We start from the raw sequence: 22,000 nt of genomic DNA, 5'->3' as shown, positions 1-22,000 counted from the left end.
GCGTGTCGGTCCGCCCCTTCCCGCCTTGCGCCACCCGGCCCGCGTCCCTTAGTAAGGCGCAAGCAAATGCAAGGGAGGCCGTATGCGCCGTGTCGTCGTCACCGGGCTGGGGATCGTGTCCAGCATCGGGAACAATGCCGAAGAGGTACTGGCCTCTCTGAAGGCCGGAAAGTCCGGGATATCCGCATCCGAAGAGATGAAGGAGCACGGATTCCGCAGCCAGATTTCCGGCCAGCTGAAGATCGACGTGACCGAACATGTCGACAAGCGTACCCTGCGCTTCATGGGGCCGGGGGCGGCCTATGCCCATATCGCCATGCAACAGGCCATCGCCGATGCAGGGCTGGACGAGAGCGACATCGTGAACCCGCGCACCGGGCTGGTGGCGGGCTCTGGCGGGCCGTCGACAAGCGCGCTGCTGACCGCGCATGAGACGGTGCTGAAGACCGGCGCGACCAAGCGGGTCGGCCCCTTCGCGGTGCCCAAGGCCATGTGCTCGACGATCAGCGCCAACCTCTCGACCGCCTTCAAGATCAAGGGCATCAACTACTCGATCACCTCGGCCTGCTCGACCTCGCTGCATTGCATCGGCAACGCGGCGGAACAGATCATGCTGGGCAAGCAGGACGTGATGTTCGCGGGCGGCGGCGAGGAACTGGACTGGACCCTGTCCTGCCTCTTCGACGCCATGGGCGCCATGTCCTCGAAGTACAACGACACGCCCGAGAAGGCCTCGCGCGCCTTCGATGCGGGCCGGGACGGCTTCGTGATCTCCGGCGGCGGCGGCATCGTCGTGCTGGAAGAGCTGGAGCACGCCCGCGCGCGCGGTGCGAAGATCTACGCAGAGGTCACCGGCCTTGGCGCAACCTCGGACGGCGCCGACATGGTGGCGCCGAGCGGAGAGGGCGGCGAGCGCGCCATGCGGCTGGCGCTGTCGACCCTGCCCGAAGGTCGCAAGGTCAGCTATATCAACGCGCATGGCACCTCGACCCCGGTGGGCGACGTCGGCGAGATCGAGGCGGTGCGCCGGGTCTTCGGCGCGGGCGACACGCCGCCGGTCTCTTCGACCAAGTCGATGACCGGCCACAGCCAGGGCGCCACCGGCGCGCAGGAGGCGATCTATTGCCTGCTGGCGCTGGAGCATGATTTCATCATCCCCTCGATCAACGTGGAAACGCTGGACCCGGCCCTGAAGCGGGCAGAGATCGCCACCGCGCTGGTCGAGAATGCCGGGCTCGATTCGGTCATGACGAACTCTTTCGGGTTCGGCGGGACGAACGGGTCGATGGTGCTGTCGAAATTCCGGGACTGACGCGGGGCGTTTGAGATGACGATTTCCTTGGAGGGCAAGCGCGGGCTTGTCATGGGTGTGGCGAACGAGCGGTCGATCGCCTGGGGCATTGCGAAGGCCTGCGCCGAGGCGGGGGCCGAGCTGGCCTTTACCTATCAGGGCGAGGCCTTCGGCAAGCGGCTGGAGCCGCTGGCGGCCTCTGTCGGGTCGGATTTTATGGTCGATGTGGATGTCACCGACGATGCCTCGCTGGATGCCGCCTTTGAGAAGCTGGGCGCGCGCTGGGACCGGCTGGACTTCGTTGTCCATGCCATCGCCTACAGCGACAAGTCCGAACTGACGGGGCGGATCCTGAACACCTCGCGCGGGAACTTCCGCAACTCCATGGACATCTCGGTCTATTCCTTCATCGACGTGGCGCGGCGGGCGCATCCGCTGATGACGGCGGGCGGCACGCTGCTGACGCTGACCTACATGGGCTCGACCCGGGTGACGCCGAACTACAACGTCATGGGGGTCGCCAAGGCGGCGCTGGAATCGACCACGCGCTATCTGGCCAACGACCTCGGGACGGACGGGATCCGGGTGAATGCGATCTCGCCGGGGCCGATGAAGACGCTGGCCGGTGCGGCCATCGGCGGCGCGCGCAAGACCTACAAGCACACCGACATGAACGCGCCGCTGGGCGCGAACGCCACGCTGGAGGCGGTGGGCGGCACGGCGGTCTACCTGATCTCGGACGCAGGCGCCTGCACGACCGGAGAGATCATCCGCGTCGACGGCGGCTATCACGTGCTGGGCATGCCGCAATACGATCACCTCTGAACGCGCGGGACGGCCCGGCGCGCGCCCTGAGCCCGCCTTGATGTCACAGGCCCGGCCCCGAAAGGAGCCGGGCCTTTTCCTGTCATGGTTTGGCGGGCAGGGCCTGACGCGGGGCGCGACGCCCCGTGCGGCGGCTGTGGCTGCGCTGGTCCGGTGCGCCTGAAGGCCGGTGCGGGGCCGCGGATCTGGGGGGCGTTGATCGCGGCACCGCGGGGGCCGGATCGGGCGGCGCGGGGCTTGGCGCAGTACCGGGCGGGCGGCGAAACCTGGTTGCCGGGCAGCGAGGAGCAGGGCGGTTTCCGTTGCGAAAGCCGCGTGCTAGCCTTCGCCTGCCAAAGTGGAGTTGTCTCATGAAACCAGTTGTCGCCCTTGTCCCTCTTTGCCTTCTTGCCGCCTGTGCCGGGGGCGGCGGCCCGCGCGCCGAGGCGCCGGGGAACGACGGTGTGGCGGAGCGGCTGGCCATCGGTGCGACACAGGCCGATATCGAGGCGCAGCTTGGGCTGGAGCGCGGGTTCGAGCGCAATCCGGCGGATTTCGACGAATCCTGCGTCAGTTTCGTCTACGCCGGCGACGGGCAAGAGCGGTTCGTGCACGCGATCTTCCGCGACAACCGGCTGGTCCGCGCCACGGACGGGCACGCGGTGCTGTGCACCTACGGGTCGCGCGCCTCGAAGGAGGTCTGAGGAACCGCCGGGGGGCCTGTGTCGTTCCTTGGTGAACGGCAAAGAGGATCCCATGACAATCAGGATCACCCTGAAGAGCACGGAGCCGGTGACACATGACACCCACCGGCTGACCTTCGAAAAGCCCGAGGGGTTCGACTTCACCCCCGGGCAGGCCACGGATTTCGCGCTGGACCGGGACGGTTGGCGCGACGAACGGCGGCCCTTCACCTTCACCAGCCTGCCGGGCGACGATCATCTTGAATTCACGATCAAATCCTATCCCGACCACGACGGGGTGACGAAACGGATCGGCCAGATGGCGCCCGGCGACACGGCGCTGATCGGGGGCCCCTGGGGCGCGATCGAGGACAGGGGCGAGGGGGTCTTCATCGCGGGCGGCGCCGGGGTGACGCCCTTCATTGCCATCCTGCGCAACAAGCTGGCCAGGACGGGCACCCTGCAGGGCAATACGCTGGTCTTCTCGAACAGGACGGACCGCGACATCATCCTGCGGCAGGAGTTCGAGGCCATGCCCGGGCTGAACTGCTACTGGACCGTGACCGACCAGCCGGGCAGCCCGCTGGCCCGGGGCCGGATCGATGCAGAGCTTCTGTCGACGCTTGTCGTGCCGGGGCGGGACACCTGCTACATCTGCGGACCCGACCCGATGATCGGTGCCATGCAAAAGGCGCTGGCTGCGGTCGGCATGCCCCGGGCCCGGATCGTGACCGAGGATTTCGGCTGACCGTCCCGCGCGCCTTTCGAGGCGCGGGCCGGGGGGCGGGGAAGGGGGGGCGCGCCCCCGGGGTGCCCGCCCGCGCGGGAGGGGCCGTCCTGCGGTGATGCGAAAAGCGCCCCCGTCCCTCTGGCGTCGGGGCGCCTTGGCCTGTAAGGGCCTTGCGGATGACCGAGGCGAACCGCGACAGACTGCGCAGGCTCTTGAAGGCCGGTTTCGGCGTGGCCCTTGTCGTCACGCTGTATTTCGCCTTCCAGCTTGGCCAGACGGCCTTTCACTGGGATCAGGCGCGCAACCGGCAGGATCTGGAGCCCTGGATGACGCCGCGCTACGTGGCGCATACGCGGCGCGTGCCGCCCGAGGTCATCGGCGCGGCGCTGGGGCTGTCGCCCGATGCGCCGCCCCGGCGCATGACCCTGCGCGAGGTCGCGGCGCTGCGCGGCGTGCCCGTCGAAGAGCTGATGCGCACGCTCGACGCCGCCATCTCGACCTACCGGGAGGCGCAGCGATGAGCCCGGATGTGGTGCAGCTTCTGGCCGATTACGGGCTTTGGGCGATTGCCATCGCGACCTTCACCTCCTGCCTTGCGGCGCCGGTGCCCTCGACCTTCCTGATGCTGGCGGGCGGGGCCTTTGCGGCCGCGGGCGACATGAGCCTGACGGCGATCTGCGTCACCGCCTACCTTGGGGCCCTGCTGGGGGATCAGGTGGGATACTTCATCGGACGCCGGGGTGGTTCGGGGCTGGTGGCGCGGCTGCGCGCCCGGCCCAAGATCGGGCGCAGCGTGGGTCGCGCGCAGGATGCGGTGGCGCGCTGGGGGGCCATCGCGGTCTTCCTGTCGCGCTGGCTGGTGGCGCCGCTGGGGCCCTATGCCAACCTGATCGCCGGGGCCGGGGGGCTGGCCTGGGCCAAGTTCACGCTGGGCAGCGTGAGCGGCGAGGTGATCTGGGTCGGGATGTATGTCTCTCTGGGCTATTTCTTTTCCGCCGAGATTGCCGAGATCGCCGAGCTGGCGCAGGAGTTCGGGGGGCTGGTCGCGGGGGGTGTCGTCGCGGCCTTCCTTGGCTGGCTGCTGTTCCGGCGCCGCGCGGCGGAGCGGGCCGCCGCGGAGTAGCACCCTCTCTCGCGGAGCGCCTTCGGCGCGCTCTCACGCCCGAGGGTTTCACCCTCGGACTCCCGTCGGGGCTCTGCCCCGAACCCCGAGGTATTTTCGAGACCAAAGAAGCAGGGGGCCCGTGGCTTCTTTGGTCTTTCAAATACCTCGGGGGGGCGAGCGCAGCGAGCGGGGGCAGAGCCCCCACCGGTCGTCCGCCGTCAGGCGGGCGACACCGCGCAGCGGCGGGTCAGGCGGTCAGAACCACTGGCCCGGCTCCATCAGGCCGAGGTCTAGAAGCTGGCGGGAGTGCCATTCGAAGGGCATGGAATTGTGCCAGCGGAAGCTGCGGATGTCATGGCTGCTGCCGGGATTGTGCTTCAGCGCCTTGGCGGTGCGGAAGGAGGCCACCGCCGCGGTCAGGTTGTTGTGCCAGGGGCAGGCGTAGGTGTTGTATTCCTCGTCGTCGAAGGTGTGATCCTCGCGCAGGTGCAGCCCGGGTCTGGCGCGGAACAGGCTGATGCGGTCGATCTTGCGGCGGGCCAGCGGCACGTGTTCCTCGTGGCGCCAGCGCAGCCCGCCGAAGAAGTCGAGTTGCCGCTCTTTCGGGTGGTTGTGGTTGGCCGGGTCGGGCCGTGCCAGCGCGTAGTAGCCCGAGCGGTCGAGCCATGCGTCGTCGAGCGAGACGGCGCCGGGCGCGCGGGCGAGGTCCCCGGCGTAGAGGTCGACCACATAGGTCAGCATCGCGTCGCGCCGTTCCTCGGTGTGGAAAGCGAGCATCTCGCCCACCGTGCGCGTTTCGCAATAGGGGTAGAAGAGGTATTCGGCGTTGTAGCAGTAGTAGAACCACTGGCCCGGGGCGGCGGCGATCAGGGTGTTTACCGCCGCCTGCAGCACGCCTTCGGCGGTCATGTCGGTGTCGATGCGGTGGACCTTGTCCTGCAGGTCCGCGGCGATCTCGAAGCGGGGCGGCGAGAACAGCAGCACCGTGCGGAAGCCCGAATGGCGGTGGTGCCGGAGCGTGGTGTCCAGCTCTGCCGCGTCTTCGGCGAAGACAAGCGCCACCGGCCCGGTCTGCAGCGCGGCGCGGGCGCGGTTCAGGAAGTCCTTGAGGTCGCGGTACTGCATGGAAGCCTTCTTGCGGGCGGTCCGCTGCAGACTCGGTGAAAATCTCGCGCATTGCAAGCCGGGGGGATTGTGCTGTAGTGCAGGCCCCTGATCCGTGACCGGAAGGAAGCAGGCGATGACCGCGAAGAAGCTCTTCATCAAGACCTACGGCTGCCAGATGAACGTCTACGACAGCGAGCGCATGGCCGAGGCCATGGGCGGCGAGGGCTACGAGGTCACCGACCGCCCTGACGACGCGGACATGATCCTGCTGAACACCTGCCACATCCGCGAGAAGGCGGCGGAGAAGGTCTATTCCGAGCTGGGCCGCTACAAGGGGCTGAAGGCGGCGCGTCCGGATCTGAAGATCGGCGTGGCGGGCTGCGTGGCGCAGGCCGAGGGTGAGGAGATCATGAAGCGTCAGCCCATGGTCGATCTGGTCGTCGGGCCGCAGAGCTACCACCGCCTGCCCGAGCTGACCGCGCGCACCCACAACGGCGCCAAGGCCATCGACACGGATTTCCCCGAAGAGGACAAGTTCGCGCATCTCAAGGGCCGGTCCAAGGCGCGGCGCGCGCCGGCGGCCTTCCTGACCGTGCAGGAGGGCTGCGACAAGTTCTGCGCCTTCTGCGTGGTGCCCTACACGCGCGGCGCCGAGGTTTCGCGCCCGGCCGACCGGGTTGTGGCCGAAGCGCGCGATCTGGTCGAGCGCGGCGTGCGCGAGATCACCCTCCTGGGCCAGAACGTCAACGCCTATCACGGCCACGAGGGCGGGCTGGCCGGGCTGATCCGCGCGCTGGAGAAGATCGAGGGTCTGGCGCGCATCCGCTACACCACCTCGCATCCCAACGACATGGACGAGGCGCTGATCGCGGCCCATGGCGACTGCGAGAAGCTGATGCCCTACCTGCATCTGCCGGTGCAGGCGGGCTCGGACCGGGTGCTGAAGCGGATGAACCGGCAGCACACGGCAGAAAGCTACCTGCGCCTGATCGAGCGGCTGCGCGCGGTACGGCCCGACCTGCATATGTCCGGCGATTTCATCGTGGGCTTCCCGGAAGAGACCGAAGAGGACTTCCGCGATACCCTCTCGCTGATCGAGGCGGTGGAATATGGCAGCGCCTTCTCCTTCAAGTATTCCGAGCGCCCCGGCACCCCCGCCGCAGAGCGCCCGCAGGTGCCCGAGGACGAGAAGGACGACCGCCTGCAGCGGCTTCAGGCCCTGCTGACGACGCAGCAGCGCGCGCTGCAGGACGCCATGGTCGGACGCGAGGTTCAGGTGCTTTTCGAAAAGCCCGGACGGCTGCCCGGGCAGATGGTCGGCAAGTCGGAATACCTGCACGCCGTGCATGTCGAGACCGACGCTCTGGCCGCCGGGGACCTGGCGCGAATCCGAATCGTTTCCTCGGGGCCGAACTCTTTGAAAGGGGTTGTGGCAGGGGCGCAGGAACGGCGCGAACCGATTGTTTCGCAACCATCATCTTAAATATCCACAACAAACACGCGCGCTTGCGGGAATTGTTTCCGAAACCGTGACGGTGCCGCTTGCTTTTTCCTTCACAGGCAAAGCACATTTGCTAATGTGTTGATTATAGTTAATTTGCGCGGCCCGCTGCCAAACGGGAGCCGTGCACTTGGGGGAATCATGAGTAAAGGGAAAGAGGCTGTGGCAAACCGCATCACCAAGGCCATCGGAGCGATGGCTCTGGCCGCTCTTGCAGGTCTGTCGGCCACGGCGCCGGCCTTCGCTGACCAGACGGCGCAGAACGACGCGTTCATTTCGACGCAGAACACCCGCACGATCCGGGGCGAACAGTATATCCCGGGCATCTGGGTCGATCCCGACGGCTGCGAGCACTGGGTCATGGACGACGGTGTCGAGGGCTACATGGACAACCACCTCGATCGCAAGGGCATCCCGGTCTGCCGCCGCCAGAACACCTGCGGCGTGCTGAACACCGACCAGTTCTTCGCCACCGACAGCTACAGGATCTCGCCGCAGGGCAAGCAGCGTCTCGCCGAGTTCTTTTCCAATGCCACGGCCATCGCCTATGTGATCGCCGGCCACACCGACAGCCGGGCCTCGGACGCCTACAACATGAAGCTGAGCTACAACCGCGCCGTCTCGGTGGCCAGCATCGCGCGTGGCCTGGGCAAGAACGTGACCGACATCCGCGGTTACGGCGAGCGCATGCCGGTGGCCTCGAATGCCACCGCGCAGGGCATGGCCAAGAACCGTCGCGTCGAAATCATCTGCATTCGCTGAGGAACCAGGACATGACCATTCTCAAACCGATCCTCGCCCTTGCCCTTGCCGGCAGCCTTGCGGGCTGTGTCGACGCACCGATCGGCCCCGACAAGAGTCAGGACCGCAACACCTTCGACCGCGATGACCTGTCGCAGATGCGCGCGGGCATCTGGGTTGATCCCAACGGCTGCGATCACTGGATCATCGACGACGGCGTCGAGGGCTACCTCTCGGGCCGGCTCGACAAATATGGCAAGCCGGTCTGCTCGGGTGTTGCCCCGCCGACCATCGCCACCGGCGATTTCAAGCAGGGCTCGACCAGCATCATCGGCGACCCGCTCTAGGCGCATAGCCACCAGGACGCGGCCGCGCGGGTGCCTCCCGCGCGGTCGTTTTTCGTTTCAGAGCCGTGACATTCGGCCCTCAAGTCTTGCGTCCCGCCGCCGGGGTTGGCACCATATCTGTACAACCAGGTGTGGAGACGTGCGTGACCACGGGCATATTGAGCGAAACCGTTCTCGAATTCCCCGACAACAGACTGCTGATCGACCTTTGCGGAGAGTTCGACCGCAACCTGACCGATATCGAATCCCGGACCGGCGTGCAGATCCTGCGCCGCGGCAACCAGCTGGCGATCCATGGGTCCGAAGAGGCGCTGGCGGATGCCACGCAGGTGCTTCAGGCGCTCTACCAGCGGCTGGAACAGGGGCGGGCGGTCGGCCATGGCGACATCGACCGCGAATTCCGCATGGCGGAGGATCATACCGACCCGGACGAGCAGCTGGAGATGTTCACCGGCGGCAAGGTCGAGATCAAGACCCGCAAGAAGCTGATCGAGCCGCGCACCGACGCGCAGAAGGCCTATGTCCGGTCGCTCTACCAGCACGAGATGGCTTTCGGCATCGGCCCGGCGGGCACCGGCAAGACCTACCTCGCGGTGGCGGTGGGGGTGAACATGCTGATCACCGGCGCCGTCGACAAGATCATCCTCTGCCGCCCCGCCGTCGAGGCGGGCGAACGTCTGGGCTTCCTGCCCGGCACGCAGGAGGAAAAGGTCGATCCCTACATGCAGCCCTTGATGGATGCGCTGAACGACTTCCTGCCCGGCAAGCAGCTGGCGAAGATGCGCGAGGAAAAGACCGTCGAGATCGCGCCGCTGGCCTTCATGCGCGGGCGCACGTTGTCGAATGCCTTCGTGGTGCTGGACGAGGCGCAGAACGCCACGACCATGCAGATGAAGATGTTCCTCACCCGTCTGGGCGAGGGCTCGCGCATGGTGATCACCGGCGACCGGACCCAGATCGACCTGCCGCGCGGCGTGCCCTCGGGGCTGGCCGATGCGGAACGGCTGCTCGACCACATCCCCGGCATCTCGTTCAATTACTTCAGTTCGAAGGACGTGGTGCGACACCCTCTGGTCGCCGCCATCATCGAGGCCTATGAGAAGGACGCAGAGGGCGCCTGACGCCCCTGTTTCTTCTTGGTCCAAATACTCTCGGGGGTCCGGGGGCAGAGCCCCCGGCGGTTACCATCATGCTCACCGATCCGATAATCGAGGACGACCGCTGGCAGACTGCGGGCCTCGATGCGCTGGCCGAAGAGGCGGCGCGCGCCACGCTGGCCCATCTCGGCCTCGATCCCGGGGATTTCGAGATCGCCGTGCTGGCCTGCGACGATGCCCGCATCGCCACGCTCAACGCCGATTTCCGCGGCAAGCCGCGCCCGACCAACGTGCTGTCCTGGCCCGCGCAGGATCTCGCGCCCGAGGCGCCCGGCGCTTCGCCGGCGCCGCCGGACCCCGAGGACGACCCGCATCACCTTGGCGACATTGCCCTGGCCTTCGAGACCTGCGCGGCCGAGGCAGAGGCCGCGGGCAAGAATTTTTCCGCTCATGTGACGCATCTTGTCGTTCACGGGGTGTTACATTTGCTGGGTTACGACCATATCCGTGACGAGGATGCCACGGTTATGGAGGGGCTCGAGGCGGCCATACTTGGCAAGCTCGGGCTGCCGGACCCATATTCAGAGGATAACGGGCCGGATGGCCTATGACTGGAACGGATTGATGGGCGATACAGAAGGCTCGTCTACGGCGGCGCAGAGCGCGCAGCAGACGGGATATACAATTGACGAAGAGGACTCTCCGGGGCTGATCCGGCGGGTCATGGGATGGCTCGGCGGCTCCGACGATGGCGGCGGCGACGACGCCGATGCCGGACGCGGGGGCAATACCCTGCACGGGATGATGAATCTCCGCCGGATGCGGGTCGAGGATGTGGCCATTCCCAAGGTCGAAATCGTGGCCGTACCCGACACGATTTCCAAGGAGGATCTCGTGAAGGTCTTCCGCGAAAGCGGCATGACGCGGCTGCCGGTCTACTCCGGCACGCTCGACACGCCGGTCGGCATGGCCCACCTGAAGGACTTCGCGCTGGCCTATGGCTTCAACGGCTCGGGCAACCGGTTCAACCTGAAACGGATGCTGCGCCCGCTGGTCTACGTGCCGCCCTCGATGCCGATCGGGGTGCTGCTGACCAAGATGCAGTCCGAGCGGCGGCACATGGCTCTGGTGATCGACGAATACGGCGGCGTCGACGGGCTGGTGACCATCGAGGACCTGATCGAACAGGTCATCGGCCAGATCGAGGACGAGCACGACACCGAGGACGAGGCCAACTTCACGCGCGAGAAGGCGGGCAGCTATCTCGCGCTGGCGCGCACGCCGCTGGACGAGTTCGAGGGCGAGATCGGCCTGCGGCTGACCGAACACGACGACATCGACGAGGAAGAGATCGACACCCTGGGCGGTCTCGTCTTCATGCTGGCGGGCCGCGTGCCCGCGCGCGGCGAAGTCGTGCGTCACCCCGAGGGCATCGACTTCGAGGTGGTGGATGCCGATCCGCGCCGCATCAAGCGCCTGCGGGTGCGCCTGCCGGGCACAGGGCGTGGCGCCGTGCCGCGTCCGGCGCAGGCCCCTGCAGAGGGCGGCGCGCAGGGCGTGCCGGACGGCACCGGCGATCATGCCTGACAGCGCCGGGGCGCCGATGCCAGGCGCCGGACGCCGCCACCCCGATCCGGCGCCGCCGCCGGACCGGCGCAGCACTCTGCCGCGCTGGATGCGCCTGCCGCTCGCCGTGGCGGCGGGCGTGGTCATGGGGCTGGGACAGGCCCCCTACGATCTCTGGATCTGCGGGCTTGCCGGGCTGGTGGCGGCCTTCTGGCTGTTCCGGGTCAGCCCTCGCGGCGGTCTTGCGGCGGGCACCGGCTGGGCCTTCGGGCTGGGGTATTTCGGCTTCTCCATGGGCTGGATCGTCGAGCCCTTCCTCGTCGATGCGGCGGAAACCGGCTGGATGGCGCCCTTCGGGCTGATCGGTCTGGCGGGTGGGCTGGCGCTGTTCTGGGGGCTGGCCTTCTGGGGCGCCGCCCGGGCGCGCCGCTATGCGCCCGCGGCGCTGGTCCTGTCCTGGACCGCGGCGGAACTGGCGCGCGGCTACGTGCTGACCGGCTTTCCCTGGGCCAATGTCAGTTATCTCTGGCTGCCGACGCCGGTCATGCAATGGGCCGCCCTTGTCGGCCCCTATGGCCTGACCGCGCTGACGCTGGCTCTGGCGGCGCTTCTGGCCGAGGCCCTGCCACCGGCGCCGCGTGCGCGTGCCGGGCTGGCCGGAGGGGCCCTGGGCGCGGTGCTTCTGGCCGTGGGCTGGGCCCTGCTGCCGCCGCTTCAGGCGCTCGACGGTCGTCCGGTGGTGCGCCTGATCCAGCCCAATGCGCCGCAGGACCAGAAGTGGGACCCGGACATGGTCCCGGTCTTTTTCAACCGCCAGGTCGAATACACAGAGGCGCCCCCCGCCGAGGGGCAAGAGCCGCCCACGCTGATCCTGTGGTCCGAAACCGCGCTGCCGATGCTGCTGCACAACGCCGGCGATGCGCTGGGGCTGATCAGCCATGTCGCAGGCGCGGCGCAGGTCGTCGTGGGCATCCAGCGCGAAGAGATGGGCCGCTGGCACAACTCGCTTGTGCTGATGGACGCCGAGGGCGACCTCGCGCAGGTCTACGACAAGCACCACCTCGTGCCCTTCGGCGAATACATGCCTGCCGCCGGGCTCTTTGCGCGCTGGAACATCGCCGGGCTGGCCGCGCGGGCCGAAGGCGGCTACAGCGCCGGGCCGGGGCCGGAACTGCTGGATCTGGGGCCGCTGGGCAGCGCGCTGCCGCTGATCTGCTACGAGGCGGTCTTTCCGCAGGACGTCCATCGCGCGCCCGCCCGGCCCGAGATGCTGATGCAGCTTACCAACGACGCCTGGTTCGGCCAGTTTTCCGGGCCGTATCAGCATCTTGCACAGGCGCGCATCCGCGCCATCGAACAGGGCCTGCCGATGCTGCGATCCGCCAATACCGGCGTTTCGGCGGTGATCGACGGGGCAGGGCGGGTGCTGGCCTCGCTGCCGCTGGGCGAGGCGGGTTTCCTCGATGCGCCGCTGCCGCCGCCGCTGCGGATGACGCCCTATGCGCGGACCGGCGACCTGCCGGTGTTCCTGCTGATCCTCCTCGGCGCGGGGTGCGCTGTATTTACCGCTTGGAAAGGGCGCGCCCGCAAACCCCATTGACCCCCCATCGGCCCGGGCGTAGGGGCTGTGGGATACAAAACCGTCACAACGGCTTCCTGGCGTGGCGGATAAACCCGAATGGAGCGCTTTCCCATGTCCCGGCAGAATTACACGTTCACGTCCGAGTCCGTCTCGGAGGGGCATCCCGACAAGGTCTGTGACCGGATCTCGGATGCCGTCCTCGACGCCTTTCTGGCCGAAGACCCGCTGGCGCGCGTCGCCTGCGAGACCTTCGCCACCACCAACCGCGTCGTCATCGGCGGCGAGGTCGGCCTGACCGACCAGGCCAAGCTGGCCGAGTACATGGGCCGCATCGAGGACATCGCCCGCGCCTGCATCAAGGACATCGGCTACGAGCAGGACAAGTTCCACCACGCCACCTGCGAGGTGACCAACCTGCTGCACGAGCAGTCGGCGCATATCGCGCAGGGCGTGACCGGCCAGCAGGGCGACGAGGGCGCAGGCGATCAGGGCATCATGTTCGGCTACGCCACCGACGAGACCGACGCGCTGATGCCGGCGCCGATCCAGTACAGCCACGCGATCCTGCGCCGCCTCGCCGAGGTGCGCAAGGACGGCACCGAGCCGGTGCTCGGCCCCGATGCCAAGTCGCAGCTCTCGGTCCGATACAAGGACGGCAAGCCGGTCGGCGTGACCTCGATCGTGCTCTCGACCCAGCACATGGACCCGGACATGACCAGCGCCGACGTGCGCGCGGTGGTGGAGCCCTACATCCTGCAGACCCTGCCCGAAGGCTGGGTGACGCCCGAGACGGTCTGGCACGTCAACCCGACCGGCAAGTTCGTCATCGGCGGGCCGGACGGCGACGCGGGCCTGACCGGTCGCAAGATCATCGTCGACACCTACGGCGGCGCGGCCCCGCATGGCGGCGGCGCCTTCTCGGGCAAGGATCCGACCAAGGTGGACCGCTCGGCGGCCTATGTAGCGCGCTATCTTGCCAAGAACGTGGTGGCGGCGGGCATGGCCTCGCGCTGCACGGTGCAGCTGTCCTATGCCATCGGCGTGGCCAAGCCGCTGTCGATCTACGTCGAGACCCACGGCACCGGAGAGATCCCGGCAGAGCAGATCGAGCAGGCCATCCCCAAGGTCATCGACCTGACGCCGCGCGGCATCCGCACGCATCTGGACCTCAACCGCCCGATCTACCAGCGCACCGCGGCCTACGGCCACTTCGGTCGCGCCCCTGAGGCGGACGGCGGCTTTTCCTGGGAACGCACCGATCTTGCCGAGGCGCTGAAGAAGGCGGTCTGACCGCCCGCACCGGCCAGAGTTTCCAAGGCGTCCCCCCGGGGGCGCCTTTTCTTTTTGGTCACCCGGTCTGTCTGTCTGGCTGGCTGGGGCCGCATGGCCGGAAAGGGGAAATGACGGGAGGGGCCGCCGGCCCGTGGCCGTGGCCGGCTTGCCGGGCGCCAGCGCCGGGATGATGGCGGTGCGCCACGGGTTCCCCGGGCGGCGGTCGGGCGGCGGCCCGGGGGCGGGGCGCGGCGGCTCGCTGGCGCGGACCGACGCCGCCCTTGCCCGGAACCGCTTGGCGCGCTTTCATGCGGAGACCCGTTGCCCCCAAGGAATCGCCCCCATGCTGTGCCGCACCGTCCTGACCTGTATCGCGGTTCCCTTTCTGGCGCAGGCCGAGGCCGACGGGCAGCCCGAAAGCGGCAAGTTCCACGTCGACGGTCCGGTCCTGATCTACGACACCGAGGCCGCCTCCGACCCGGGCGACCGGGAGATCCAGAACGGCGATCTGGAGGACCTGCTCGAGATCCTGCGCGGCACCGAGGGCATCCGAAGCCTGCGGCTGAACAGCACCGGCGGCAGCGTTTGGGCGGGCAGTGAAATGGCCCGCGTGGTGATCGATTTCGAACTGGATACCGTGGTGGAGGGCGAATGTTCGTCCTCCTGCGTGACGATCTTCCTTGGCGGCACCCGGCGCGAACTGGCGCGCGGCGGCAAGCTGGGCTTTCATCAGCGCAGCTGGGCGCCGGGCGCGATGAAGACTTATTACGACAGCTACGCCGGGGAAGAGGGCTGGGAGACACCCTTCGATTTCGCCTCCTGGGTCTATGAGGACACCCAGTCCGAGCTGTTCAAGGAGATGGGCTTCATGCAGTCGCGGGGCGTGGCGCTGGACTTCGCGATCGAGACCAAGCGCCTGCGCAGCACGACATGGTTTCCCACGCGGCTGGAGCTGGTGCAGGCCGGTGTGCTGACGGACTAGCCGGGACCGGCAGGGATGCGGCGCGCGGGCCCTGCGCGCGCGGGGAAGGGCCCTGCGCGCACCGGGGCGTGGTCACGGGGCCATTTGCGCCCTGCGCGGGCCGGGGGACAGCCTTTCCCGCAGCACTTGCCTGCCGGGGGGAAGGGCCTTTTGCGCATGGGGCGCGGGCCGCACCGGCGGCGGCAAGGCCCTTCGGTCGCGCGCGGCGCCGCCGTTGCGCTTGATGCGGGCGGGGCTTGGCGCTATGGGCGGGCGCCATGACGACATCGAACAAGCATCCCGGCGCGCCGTGGCGCAATTTCTACGGGCGGGTGAAGGGCAAGACCCTGCGGCCCGCGCAAGAGACCTACCTCGACGAGGACCTCGCGGCCCTGTCGCCCGGCGCGGTGGACTGGGAGGTCAACCCGGAGCGCCTGCCGCTGGACCTGAAGGCGCGCTTCGGCGACCGTCCGGTCTGGCTGGAGGTCGGTTTCGGCGGCGGCGAGCACCTGGTGCACCAGGCGGCGCAGAACCCGGATGTGGCGATCATCGGCTGCGAGCCTTTCATCAACGGCGTCGCCATGCTTCTGGGCAAGATCCGGGCGGCGGGGGTGACCAACCTCGCGGTCTACCCGGGCGATGCGCGCAACCTCTTCGACGTGCTGCCGGGGGGATCGATCGCCAAGGCTTTCCTGCTGTACCCCGACCCCTGGCCGAAGAAGAAGCACCACCGGCGGCGCTTTGTGACGCCCGAGCACCTGGACCCGCTGGCTGAGGTGCTGGCGCCGGGGGCGGAGTTCCGCGTGGCCACCGACATTCCCGATTACGTGCGGCAGACGCTGGTCGAGGTGCCGAAGGCGGGCTTCGACTGGCTGGCGGAGCGGCCCGACGACTGGCGCGCGCCCTGGGGCGACTGGCTGTCGACGCGCTACGAGCAGAAGGCCCTGCGCGAGGGCCGGGTGCCGCATTACCTGACCTTCCGGCGGCGGTAGCGCCTGTGGGCCGGGCGGGCAGGGGGCTCTGCCCCCGCCGCTGCGCGGCCCCCCGAGGTATTTGGAAGACCAAAGAAGCAGGGGTGCCGGCCGGCACGCGCTGGCGTGGCCGGACGGCGGCCATGGGGCACAAGCGGGGGGCGGGCAGGCGTCAGCGGGCGTGGCGGGAAGGTGGCGGTTCGGGCGGGCGTCGGTGGCGGTCGCGGGGCCTGTGCCGGGGGCCTCTGCGCGGCCATCGGCGGCCGGGCATGGACAGGCCCGGGGGCTTCCTCTATCACCGCGTCGACCCGGCCCGAGGAGAGCGCTATCATGTCTGCCCATGGCACCCCCATCCCCATGAGTTCCGAGCGCGGAGGCCCGCTGAAAGGCGAGGCACATGTGCCGGGCGACAAGTCGATCTCGCACCGCTCGCTGATCCTTGGCGCGCTGTCGGTCGGTGAGACCAAGGTCACCGGGCTGCTGGAAGGGCAGGACGTGCTGGACACCGGCAAGGCCATGCGCGCCTTCGGCGCCGAGGTCGAGAAGCGTGGCGAGACATGGCATGTGCATGGCGTGGGTGTCGGTGGTTTCTCCGAGCCCGATAATGTGATCGACTGCGGCAATGCGGGCACCGGCGTGCGGCTGATCATGGGCGCCATGGCGACCTCGCCCATCGCCGCGACCTTCACCGGCGATGCCTCGCTGAACAAGCGGCCCATGGCGCGGGTGACCGACCCGCTGGCGCTGTTCGGGGCGCGGGCCTACGGGCGCTCGGGCGGGCGGCTGCCGATGACCATCCTGGGCGCGACCAGCCCGGTGCCGGTGCGCTATGCCACGCCCATGCCCTCGGCGCAGGTCAAGAGCGCGGTGCTGCTGGCGGGGCTGAACGCCCCCGGCGAGACCGTGGTGATCGAACGCGAGGCGACCCGCGACCATTCCGAGCGCATGCTGACGGGCTTCGGGGCTGCCGTGACCACCGAGGACACCCCCGAGGGGCGGGTGATCACTCTGGTGGGGCGGCCCGAGCTGAAGCCGCAGACCATCGTCGTGCCGCGCGATCCCTCGTCGGCGGCCTTCCCGGTCTGCGCGGCGCTGATCGTCGAGGGCTCTGACGTGCTGGTGCCCAACATCGGGCTGAACCCGACGCGGGCAGGGCTGTTCTTTACCCTGCAGGACATGGGCGCCGACCTGACCTTCGAGAACATGCGCGAAGAGGGCGGCGAGCCGGTGGCGGACCTGCGCGCGCGGTTCTCGCCGAACCTCAAGGGTATCGAGGTGCCGCCCGAGCGCGCCGCCAGCATGATCGACGAATACCCGGTGCTGTCCGTCGTCGCGGCCTGCGCCGAGGGCATCACCCATATGCCCGGCGTCAAGGAATTGCGCGTCAAGGAAAGCGACCGCATCGACGCCATGGCCACGGGCCTGCGGGCGGCGGGCGTGGCCGTGGACGAGGGCGAGGACTGGTGGACGGTGCATGGCTGCGGCCAGGGTGCCGTGCCGGGCGGCGCGACGGTGAAGACCCATCTCGACCACCGCATCGCCATGTCCTTCCTTGTACTGGGCATGGCCTCGAAGGCGCCGATGACGCTGGACGACGGCGGCGCGATCGCGACCTCCTTCCCGATCTTCGAGGGGTTGATGACCGGCCTCGGCGCGCGGATCACGCGCGGCGCGACCGAGACCGCCTGAGCAGGGGCCGCGCCCGGGGCCTTGCGCCCCGGCGCCTGCGGTGCATGCTGGGGCCGGGCCGCGCGCCGGACAAAGCAGGAGAGCAGGACGCATGAGCTTTACCATCGCCATCGACGGGCCGGCGGCCTCGGGCAAGGGCACGATCAGCCGCGCGCTGGCGGCGCATTTCCGTTTTGCGCATCTGGATACCGGGCTTCTGTACCGGGCCGTGGGCGCGCGCCTGCTGGAGGGCGAAGAGCCCATTGCGGCGGCCCGCGCCCTGCAGGCCGGCGGGCTTGAAAGCGACGCGCTGCGCCTGCCCGCGGTGGCAGAGGCGGCGTCGAAGGTGGCGGCGATCCCCGAGGTGCGCGCGGCGCTGGTGGATTTCCAGCGCGCCTTTGCGCGGCGCGCGGGTGGCGCGGTGCTGGACGGGCGCGACATCGGTACGGTGATCTGCCCCGAGGCCGAGGCCAAGCTCTTCGTCACCGCCTCGCCCGAGATCCGCGCCGAGCGGCGCTTTGCCGAGTTGCAGGCCAAGGGGGTCGAGACAGACCTCGCCGCCGTGCTGGCGGATGTCCGGGCGCGGGACGAGCGCGACATGGGCCGCGCGGATGCGCCGCTGCGGGCGGCAGAGGACGCGGTGGAGATCGACACCACGGCGCTGAGCATCGAGGCGGCGGTGGCCCGGGCCGTGGCCGCGGTCGAACAGCGCGGCGGTCGGGCGGGCTGACGGGGCAGGGTGGGTCTGCGACCCGCCGCGGCCCTGGCAGGACCGCGCGCGGCCCGGACGTCGGCTCGGTATCGACCCGGTATCGCCCCGGCGCTCAGGCCGTGCGCAGCCAGCCGTCTTCGAACCGCACGCTTTCCAGTCCTGCGAAGCGCGCCACGCGCGCCAGCTCTGCCTCCAGCCGTGACTGGCGGCCCTCGCCCCAGCGCAGCCCGGGCTCTGGCCAGAGCGCGGTGACGACCAGCGCCCCCGTCGTGCGGTCGGCGCTCATGTCGATGCGGCCCACGAGGCGTGCGCCTTCCAGCAGCGGGAAGACGTAATAGCCATAGCGGCGCTGCGCGGCGGGCACGAAGATCTCGATCCGGTAATGGAAGCCGAACAGCCGTTCCGCCCGGTTGCGGTCGCGCAGGGCCGGGTCGAAGGGGCTGAGCACGCGCAGCCGCTTGGTGGGCTCCGGCGCCGTCTGCGCCGCCTCTACGACGCCCGGGAAGGCCACCGAGCGGCGCGGCTTGCCGTCCACCCCCATGACCTCCACCGGTTCGACCGCGCCACGCGCCAGGGCCGCCTCGACCCAGTCCCTGGCCTCGGCGGGCGTGACCGTGGCCCAGAAGGCCGCCAGCTCGCCCGAGGTGGCGAAGCCCAGCCGGTCCAGCGCCGCGCGGCAGAGCCAGTCGATGCTTTCCGCCTTGGTGGGCAGCCAGTCGCGGGCCTCGGCGGGGATCACCCGCTCTGTCAGGTCGTAGTTCTTGCGAAAGGCCGCGCGGTGGCAGACCGCAAGGTCGCCGGACCGCCATAGGTATTCCAGCGCGGTCTTCGACGGGTGCCATTCCCACCAGCCGCCCTTTGACCGAGCCTCACCTTCGCCCACGTCCGAGGAGGAACAGGCGCCGGTCTCGCGGATCTGCTGCATGACCTGCGCCACCTCTTCGGAAAACCCCGCCGGGCGCTGCCGTTCCCAGCGGCTTTCAAGCCGCGCGCGGTCGCGGGCGAAGCGCAGCCGCCAGTGCGGGTAGAAGGCCATGGGGATCAGCGCCGCGTCATGGGTCCAGTGCTCGAAGAGCAGCCGGTCGCGTTCCAGCAACGGGCCAAGGTGGCGCGGGCGATAGGCGGGCCGCCGCGCGAAGAGGATCATGTGATGTGCGCGCTCGACCGTGCGCACGCTGTCCAGCTGGACGAAGCCCAGCTGCTGGATCAGGCCGTGCAGGTCGGCGCCCTTGCCGGGACCGGCGGGCGCCTCTGCCAGCAGGTGGCGGTGCAGGAACAGCCGCCGCGCGGCGTCGTTTGGCAGCCGCAGCACGGGCGGCTAGCGGCGCTTCAGCGTGTCGCCGTAGCTGATCCGGGGCGTCAGTTCCATGATGCGCTCGATCTCGGCCTCGGGGTTCTCGACCCGCGCGGCGATGACCTGGGCCGCCTTGGTGCCGATCTCGGACCGGCAGGCGTCCATGGTGGCGACCCGACGCGGCAGACCGTCCAGCAGTTCGACCCCGTTGAAGCCCGCGATGCCGATCTGGCCGGGGATGTCGATGCCCTGATCGAGCAGTTCCATCAAGCCGCCCGCCGCGATCATGTCATTGGAGTAATACAGGAAATCCAGCTCCGGCTCGCGCTCCAGCATGGTGCGGGTCATCTCGCGGCCCTTGGCCAGCGCCGAGCCGCCGGAATAGAACTCTTGCGTGACGATCTCGACGCCCTCCTTGGCCAGCGCCTCGGTGAAGCCTTCGAAGCGCTTCCGCGCCCGGTGGTCCAGCGGCATCTTGGTGCCCAGGAAGCCGATGCGCTGGTAGCCCTGTTTCAGGATCGCGCGGGCCATCTCGCGCCCGGCGCGGCGGTGGCTGATGCCCACGGCGCAGTCGATGGGCTTGCCGTCGGTGTCCATGATCTCGACCACCGGGATGCCCGAGGCCTTGAGCATGGCGATCGAGGCCTCTGTGTGTTCCAGCCCCGCGACGATCACACCCGAGGGCCGCCACGACAGCATCTCGTAGAGGACGCGCTCTTCCTTCTCGGGCATGTAGTCGGTGACGCCCACGACCGGTTGCAGGTCGGTGTTTTCCAGCACGCCGCTGATGCCGGCCATGACCTCGGGAAAGACCATGTTGCGCAGGCTGGGAATGATCACCGCGACAAGGTTCACCCGCTGGCTGGCCAGCGCGCCCGCGATCTTGTTGGGCACGTAGCCAAGGGTCTTGGCGGCTTCCAGCACCCGCTCGCGGGTGGCGTGGCTGACGTCGCCACGGTTGCGCAGCACGCGGCTTACGGTCATCTCGGACACACCCGAAGCCTCGGAGACATCGCGAAGGGTAAGGGGGCGGGGATCGTCGCTGGCCAAGGGCAGAACCTCTCTTGTTTGTCCGGAGGTTACTCCAACCCCAGAAGGAGGCCAAGACGCATGACAAGGGGCGGTCGGGAAAAAGGTCGCGGGCTGGCGGGACACAGCGGCGGGGCAATTGCAGGCCCCGCCGCCCGGTTCGCCACGGCCCGCGGTGGGCGGCTGGCAGGCGACTTGTTGCCCTGGGTGGTGCGCCGGAGCCGCAGCATGGGGCGCTGGCAGAACAGGGCATGACAGCGGCGGCGATCCGGGTTAAGACCGCCCCCGCGCGGTCCCGTGGCTCAACTGGATAGAGCAGCCCCCTCCTAAGGGGCAGGTTGCAGGTTCGAATCCTGCCGGGATCGCCAAAAGCACCTGAAAAATATGGATTATTTACAGGATGTTGTGCGGAAGCTTGCAAAAGTCCCGCCAGCTTTCGCGGCAAAATCGGCTGAAACGGCCGATTTCTCGTACAAAACCTGTACAAAATTCGCACGTTTGTGCGTATTTCGGGGGCCAATCATGAGCCGCCATAGCTTTGATCCCGAAATCGCGGGACGTGTTGGCCTGAACGCGGCAGTGATTTTCCAGAACATCACCTTCTGGATTGAGAAGAACCAAGCCAATCGCCGCAACTTGCGCGACGGTCGCTACTGGACCTACAACTCCATCTCGGCCTTCGGTGAGTTGTTCCCCTATCTGAGCGAAAAACAGATCCGAACAGCGCTCGAAAAGCTGGTCAATGCAGAGCTGATCATCAAGGGTAATTTCAGCGATGATCGCTATGACCGGACTTGTTGGTATGCCTTGGGCAACACCATTTGCCCAAATGGGCAAATCGATCCGACCAAAAAGGAAAATGATGCATTTGCCCCTGAGGGCAAGCCGTCTGCCCCAGAGGGCAAATCCTATAGGAACAGATATAAACCATATCAAAAACCAAATCCTTCGCAGGCGAAGGCGGCGGTGGAGGATGAAATTTCTGAAAAGATTTTGTTCGCCTATCCAGAGGATCGCGTTCGCGGGAAAGCGGTTTGTATCTTGCAAATCCGCCAAGCGCTAGCCGACGGAGTGGACGCCAAAGACCTCGAGAACGCTGTGCGGGCCTATGCGAACGAGAGCGAAGGATTCACCCGATCCAAGGTGTGCTTCTCCGACAATTGGTTCAGCTCTGGCCGTTGGTTGAAATACCTTCACGACGTCGAGGAGGCGCGAGAAACGGACAAGGCCAAAGAAGCCGAACTGCTGAAAGGCTTGGCCGATTGGGTCACGGACCGCCATCCGCTGTGTCGCCATATCACGCCCGGCCAAGTAACCGCGTTGCTGGCCGCGAAGCTTGTCAGCCCTGCTGAAATCGAAGCGGCGGGGCTTCGATCATGAACGCAACTGATCCCTACAAAGAGCAGAGAGCAAGGTTACCCACCGATTACATCGGCGGGACTTGTGAGGGGCGGCAAGCCTCCCCTTCAAACCCCAACCAGACGCGCGCAAGCGGCGTCAAAGAGGGCCTTTCCGAGAGTGTGATCTTTCGATGCACCC

At 68.1% G+C, this 22,000-nt stretch carries 22 protein-coding genes, 1 tRNA gene and 1 riboswitch; of the genes, 20 read left to right on the top strand and 3 right to left on the bottom strand.

What is annotated here, in order from left to right:
- Positions 1-82 precede the first annotated feature (82 nt).
- From fabB to ACN5KJ_RS16535, 6 genes are all read left to right on the top strand, one after another.
- Positions 83-1,312, top strand: a complete 1,230-nt coding sequence (gene fabB, locus ACN5KJ_RS16560) for a beta-ketoacyl-ACP synthase I (protein ID WP_418595082.1) — start codon at positions 83-85, stop codon at positions 1,310-1,312.
- Between the two features lie 15 nt (positions 1,313-1,327).
- Positions 1,328-2,116 (top strand): enoyl-ACP reductase FabI, encoded by a 789-nt coding sequence (locus ACN5KJ_RS16555; protein ID WP_023849516.1) that lies wholly within the window; start codon positions 1,328-1,330, stop codon positions 2,114-2,116.
- Positions 2,117-2,466: 350 nt separating this feature from the next.
- A complete protein-coding gene (locus ACN5KJ_RS16550; protein WP_347166772.1) occupies positions 2,467-2,799 on the top strand; it encodes a hypothetical protein in 333 nt (110 codons plus the stop codon).
- A gap of 52 nt (positions 2,800-2,851) precedes the next feature.
- Positions 2,852-3,526, top strand: coding sequence for an FAD-binding oxidoreductase (locus ACN5KJ_RS16545; protein WP_418595081.1), 675 nt, complete (start codon positions 2,852-2,854; stop codon positions 3,524-3,526).
- Between the two features lie 158 nt (positions 3,527-3,684).
- Positions 3,685-4,029: a hypothetical protein gene (locus ACN5KJ_RS16540; protein WP_418595080.1), complete on the top strand. Its 345-nt coding sequence runs from the start codon at positions 3,685-3,687 to the stop codon at positions 4,027-4,029.
- Positions 4,026-4,631, top strand: coding sequence for a DedA family protein (locus ACN5KJ_RS16535; protein ID WP_418595079.1), 606 nt, complete (start codon positions 4,026-4,028; stop codon positions 4,629-4,631). The genes ACN5KJ_RS16540 and ACN5KJ_RS16535 overlap by 4 nt, the downstream gene beginning before the upstream one ends.
- A gap of 237 nt (positions 4,632-4,868) precedes the next feature.
- Here ACN5KJ_RS16535 and ACN5KJ_RS16530 read toward each other — a convergent pair whose 3' ends face one another.
- The gene (locus tag ACN5KJ_RS16530) at positions 4,869-5,738 is read right to left on the bottom strand and encodes a hypothetical protein (protein ID WP_347166776.1); all 870 of its coding nucleotides are present in this window, start codon (positions 5,736-5,738) and stop codon (positions 4,869-4,871) included.
- Between the two features lie 115 nt (positions 5,739-5,853).
- Here ACN5KJ_RS16530 and miaB point away from each other — a divergent pair, with 115 nt between their 5' ends.
- The 12 genes from miaB (at position 5,854) to ACN5KJ_RS16470 (ending at position 18,156) form a co-directional block, all read left to right on the top strand.
- On the top strand, positions 5,854-7,203 hold the full coding sequence (miaB, locus tag ACN5KJ_RS16525) for a tRNA (N6-isopentenyl adenosine(37)-C2)-methylthiotransferase MiaB (RefSeq protein ID WP_418595078.1): 1,350 nt from the start codon (positions 5,854-5,856) through the stop codon (positions 7,201-7,203).
- A 180-nt stretch (positions 7,204-7,383) separates the two neighbouring features.
- Complete coding sequence (locus ACN5KJ_RS16520) at positions 7,384-7,983, top strand: OmpA family protein (RefSeq protein WP_418595077.1); 600 nt, start codon at positions 7,384-7,386, stop codon at positions 7,981-7,983.
- A gap of 11 nt (positions 7,984-7,994) precedes the next feature.
- Entirely contained in the window at positions 7,995-8,309 is a 315-nt protein-coding gene (locus tag ACN5KJ_RS16515; RefSeq protein ID WP_347166777.1) for a hypothetical protein, read from the top strand.
- A gap of 143 nt (positions 8,310-8,452) precedes the next feature.
- Positions 8,453-9,430: a PhoH family protein gene (locus ACN5KJ_RS16510; RefSeq protein WP_418595076.1), complete on the top strand. Its 978-nt coding sequence runs from the start codon at positions 8,453-8,455 to the stop codon at positions 9,428-9,430.
- Between the two features lie 68 nt (positions 9,431-9,498).
- Positions 9,499-10,017 carry an rRNA maturation RNase YbeY gene (ybeY, locus tag ACN5KJ_RS16505; protein ID WP_418595075.1) on the top strand — a complete coding sequence of 173 codons (519 nt, stop codon included), beginning with the start codon at positions 9,499-9,501 and terminating at the stop codon, positions 10,015-10,017.
- Positions 10,018-10,030: 13 nt separating this feature from the next.
- A complete protein-coding gene (locus ACN5KJ_RS16500; RefSeq protein WP_418595184.1) occupies positions 10,031-10,993 on the top strand; it encodes a hemolysin family protein in 963 nt (320 codons plus the stop codon).
- Positions 10,994-11,009: 16 nt separating this feature from the next.
- Positions 11,010-12,572, top strand: a complete 1,563-nt coding sequence (gene lnt / locus ACN5KJ_RS16495) for an apolipoprotein N-acyltransferase (protein WP_418595074.1) — start codon at positions 11,010-11,012, stop codon at positions 12,570-12,572.
- A 37-nt stretch (positions 12,573-12,609) separates the two neighbouring features.
- Positions 12,610-12,658, top strand: a riboswitch (SAM-SAH riboswitch).
- A 7-nt stretch (positions 12,659-12,665) separates the two neighbouring features.
- On the top strand, positions 12,666-13,844 hold the full coding sequence (gene metK / locus ACN5KJ_RS16490; protein WP_418595073.1) for a methionine adenosyltransferase: 1,179 nt from the start codon (positions 12,666-12,668) through the stop codon (positions 13,842-13,844).
- Positions 13,845-14,169: 325 nt separating this feature from the next.
- A complete protein-coding gene (locus ACN5KJ_RS16485; protein ID WP_418595072.1) occupies positions 14,170-14,808 on the top strand; it encodes a hypothetical protein in 639 nt (212 codons plus the stop codon).
- 257 nt (positions 14,809-15,065) lie between these two features.
- The gene (gene trmB, locus ACN5KJ_RS16480) at positions 15,066-15,779 is read left to right on the top strand and encodes a tRNA (guanine(46)-N(7))-methyltransferase TrmB (protein WP_418595071.1); all 714 of its coding nucleotides are present in this window, start codon (positions 15,066-15,068) and stop codon (positions 15,777-15,779) included.
- A gap of 309 nt (positions 15,780-16,088) precedes the next feature.
- Positions 16,089-17,447, top strand: coding sequence for a 3-phosphoshikimate 1-carboxyvinyltransferase (gene aroA, locus ACN5KJ_RS16475; RefSeq protein WP_418595070.1), 1,359 nt, complete (start codon positions 16,089-16,091; stop codon positions 17,445-17,447).
- Between the two features lie 91 nt (positions 17,448-17,538).
- The gene (locus ACN5KJ_RS16470) at positions 17,539-18,156 is read left to right on the top strand and encodes a d(CMP) kinase (RefSeq protein ID WP_347166783.1); all 618 of its coding nucleotides are present in this window, start codon (positions 17,539-17,541) and stop codon (positions 18,154-18,156) included.
- A gap of 94 nt (positions 18,157-18,250) precedes the next feature.
- On the opposite strand, the gene ACN5KJ_RS16465 is transcribed toward ACN5KJ_RS16470, so the two are convergent.
- Positions 18,251-19,447, bottom strand: a complete 1,197-nt coding sequence (locus tag ACN5KJ_RS16465) for a winged helix-turn-helix domain-containing protein (protein ID WP_418595183.1) — start codon at positions 19,445-19,447, stop codon at positions 18,251-18,253.
- Between the two features lie 9 nt (positions 19,448-19,456).
- Positions 19,457-20,482, bottom strand: coding sequence for a LacI family DNA-binding transcriptional regulator (locus ACN5KJ_RS16460; RefSeq protein ID WP_347166784.1), 1,026 nt, complete (start codon positions 20,480-20,482; stop codon positions 19,457-19,459).
- Positions 20,483-20,752: 270 nt separating this feature from the next.
- On the opposite strand from ACN5KJ_RS16460, the gene ACN5KJ_RS16455 reads away from it, so the two are divergent.
- Both ACN5KJ_RS16455 and ACN5KJ_RS16450 read left to right on the top strand, forming a co-directional pair.
- Positions 20,753-20,829, top strand: a tRNA-Arg gene (locus ACN5KJ_RS16455).
- A gap of 16 nt (positions 20,830-20,845) precedes the next feature.
- Entirely contained in the window at positions 20,846-21,841 is a 996-nt protein-coding gene (locus tag ACN5KJ_RS16450; protein WP_418595069.1) for a hypothetical protein, read from the top strand.
- Positions 21,842-22,000 lie beyond the last annotated feature (159 nt).

This window comes from Ponticoccus sp. (in: a-proteobacteria) (assembly GCF_048381735.1).
This window is presented reverse-complemented; position numbering and strand designations above follow the sequence as displayed.

Bases quoted from the DNA above. Each gene is read 5' to 3' on its own strand.
- ACN5KJ_RS16500 (WP_418595184.1), top strand. From the start codon at position 10,031: ATGGGCGATACAGAAGGCTCGTCTACGGCGGCGCAGAGCGCGCAGCAG.
- ACN5KJ_RS16545 (WP_418595081.1), top strand. From the start codon at position 2,852: ATGACAATCAGGATCACCCTGAAGAGCACGGAGCCGGTGACACATGAC.
- trmB (WP_418595071.1), top strand. From the start codon at position 15,066: ATGACGACATCGAACAAGCATCCCGGCGCGCCGTGGCGCAATTTCTAC.
- aroA (WP_418595070.1), top strand. From the start codon at position 16,089: ATGTCTGCCCATGGCACCCCCATCCCCATGAGTTCCGAGCGCGGAGGC.
- ACN5KJ_RS16515 (WP_347166777.1), top strand. From the start codon at position 7,995: ATGACCATTCTCAAACCGATCCTCGCCCTTGCCCTTGCCGGCAGCCTT.
- metK (WP_418595073.1), top strand. From the start codon at position 12,666: ATGTCCCGGCAGAATTACACGTTCACGTCCGAGTCCGTCTCGGAGGGG.
- ACN5KJ_RS16540 (WP_418595080.1), top strand. From the start codon at position 3,685: ATGACCGAGGCGAACCGCGACAGACTGCGCAGGCTCTTGAAGGCCGGT.
- lnt (WP_418595074.1), top strand. From the start codon at position 11,010: ATGCCAGGCGCCGGACGCCGCCACCCCGATCCGGCGCCGCCGCCGGAC.
- ACN5KJ_RS16535 (WP_418595079.1), top strand. From the start codon at position 4,026: ATGAGCCCGGATGTGGTGCAGCTTCTGGCCGATTACGGGCTTTGGGCG.
- ybeY (WP_418595075.1), top strand. From the start codon at position 9,499: ATGCTCACCGATCCGATAATCGAGGACGACCGCTGGCAGACTGCGGGC.
- ACN5KJ_RS16530 (WP_347166776.1), bottom strand. From the start codon at position 5,738: ATGCAGTACCGCGACCTCAAGGACTTCCTGAACCGCGCCCGCGCCGCG.
- ACN5KJ_RS16485 (WP_418595072.1), top strand. From the start codon at position 14,170: ATGCTGTGCCGCACCGTCCTGACCTGTATCGCGGTTCCCTTTCTGGCG.
- ACN5KJ_RS16550 (WP_347166772.1), top strand. From the start codon at position 2,467: ATGAAACCAGTTGTCGCCCTTGTCCCTCTTTGCCTTCTTGCCGCCTGT.
- ACN5KJ_RS16470 (WP_347166783.1), top strand. From the start codon at position 17,539: ATGAGCTTTACCATCGCCATCGACGGGCCGGCGGCCTCGGGCAAGGGC.
- ACN5KJ_RS16555 (WP_023849516.1), top strand. From the start codon at position 1,328: ATGACGATTTCCTTGGAGGGCAAGCGCGGGCTTGTCATGGGTGTGGCG.
- fabB (WP_418595082.1), top strand. From the start codon at position 83: ATGCGCCGTGTCGTCGTCACCGGGCTGGGGATCGTGTCCAGCATCGGG.
- ACN5KJ_RS16450 (WP_418595069.1), top strand. From the start codon at position 20,846: ATGGATTATTTACAGGATGTTGTGCGGAAGCTTGCAAAAGTCCCGCCA.
- miaB (WP_418595078.1), top strand. From the start codon at position 5,854: ATGACCGCGAAGAAGCTCTTCATCAAGACCTACGGCTGCCAGATGAAC.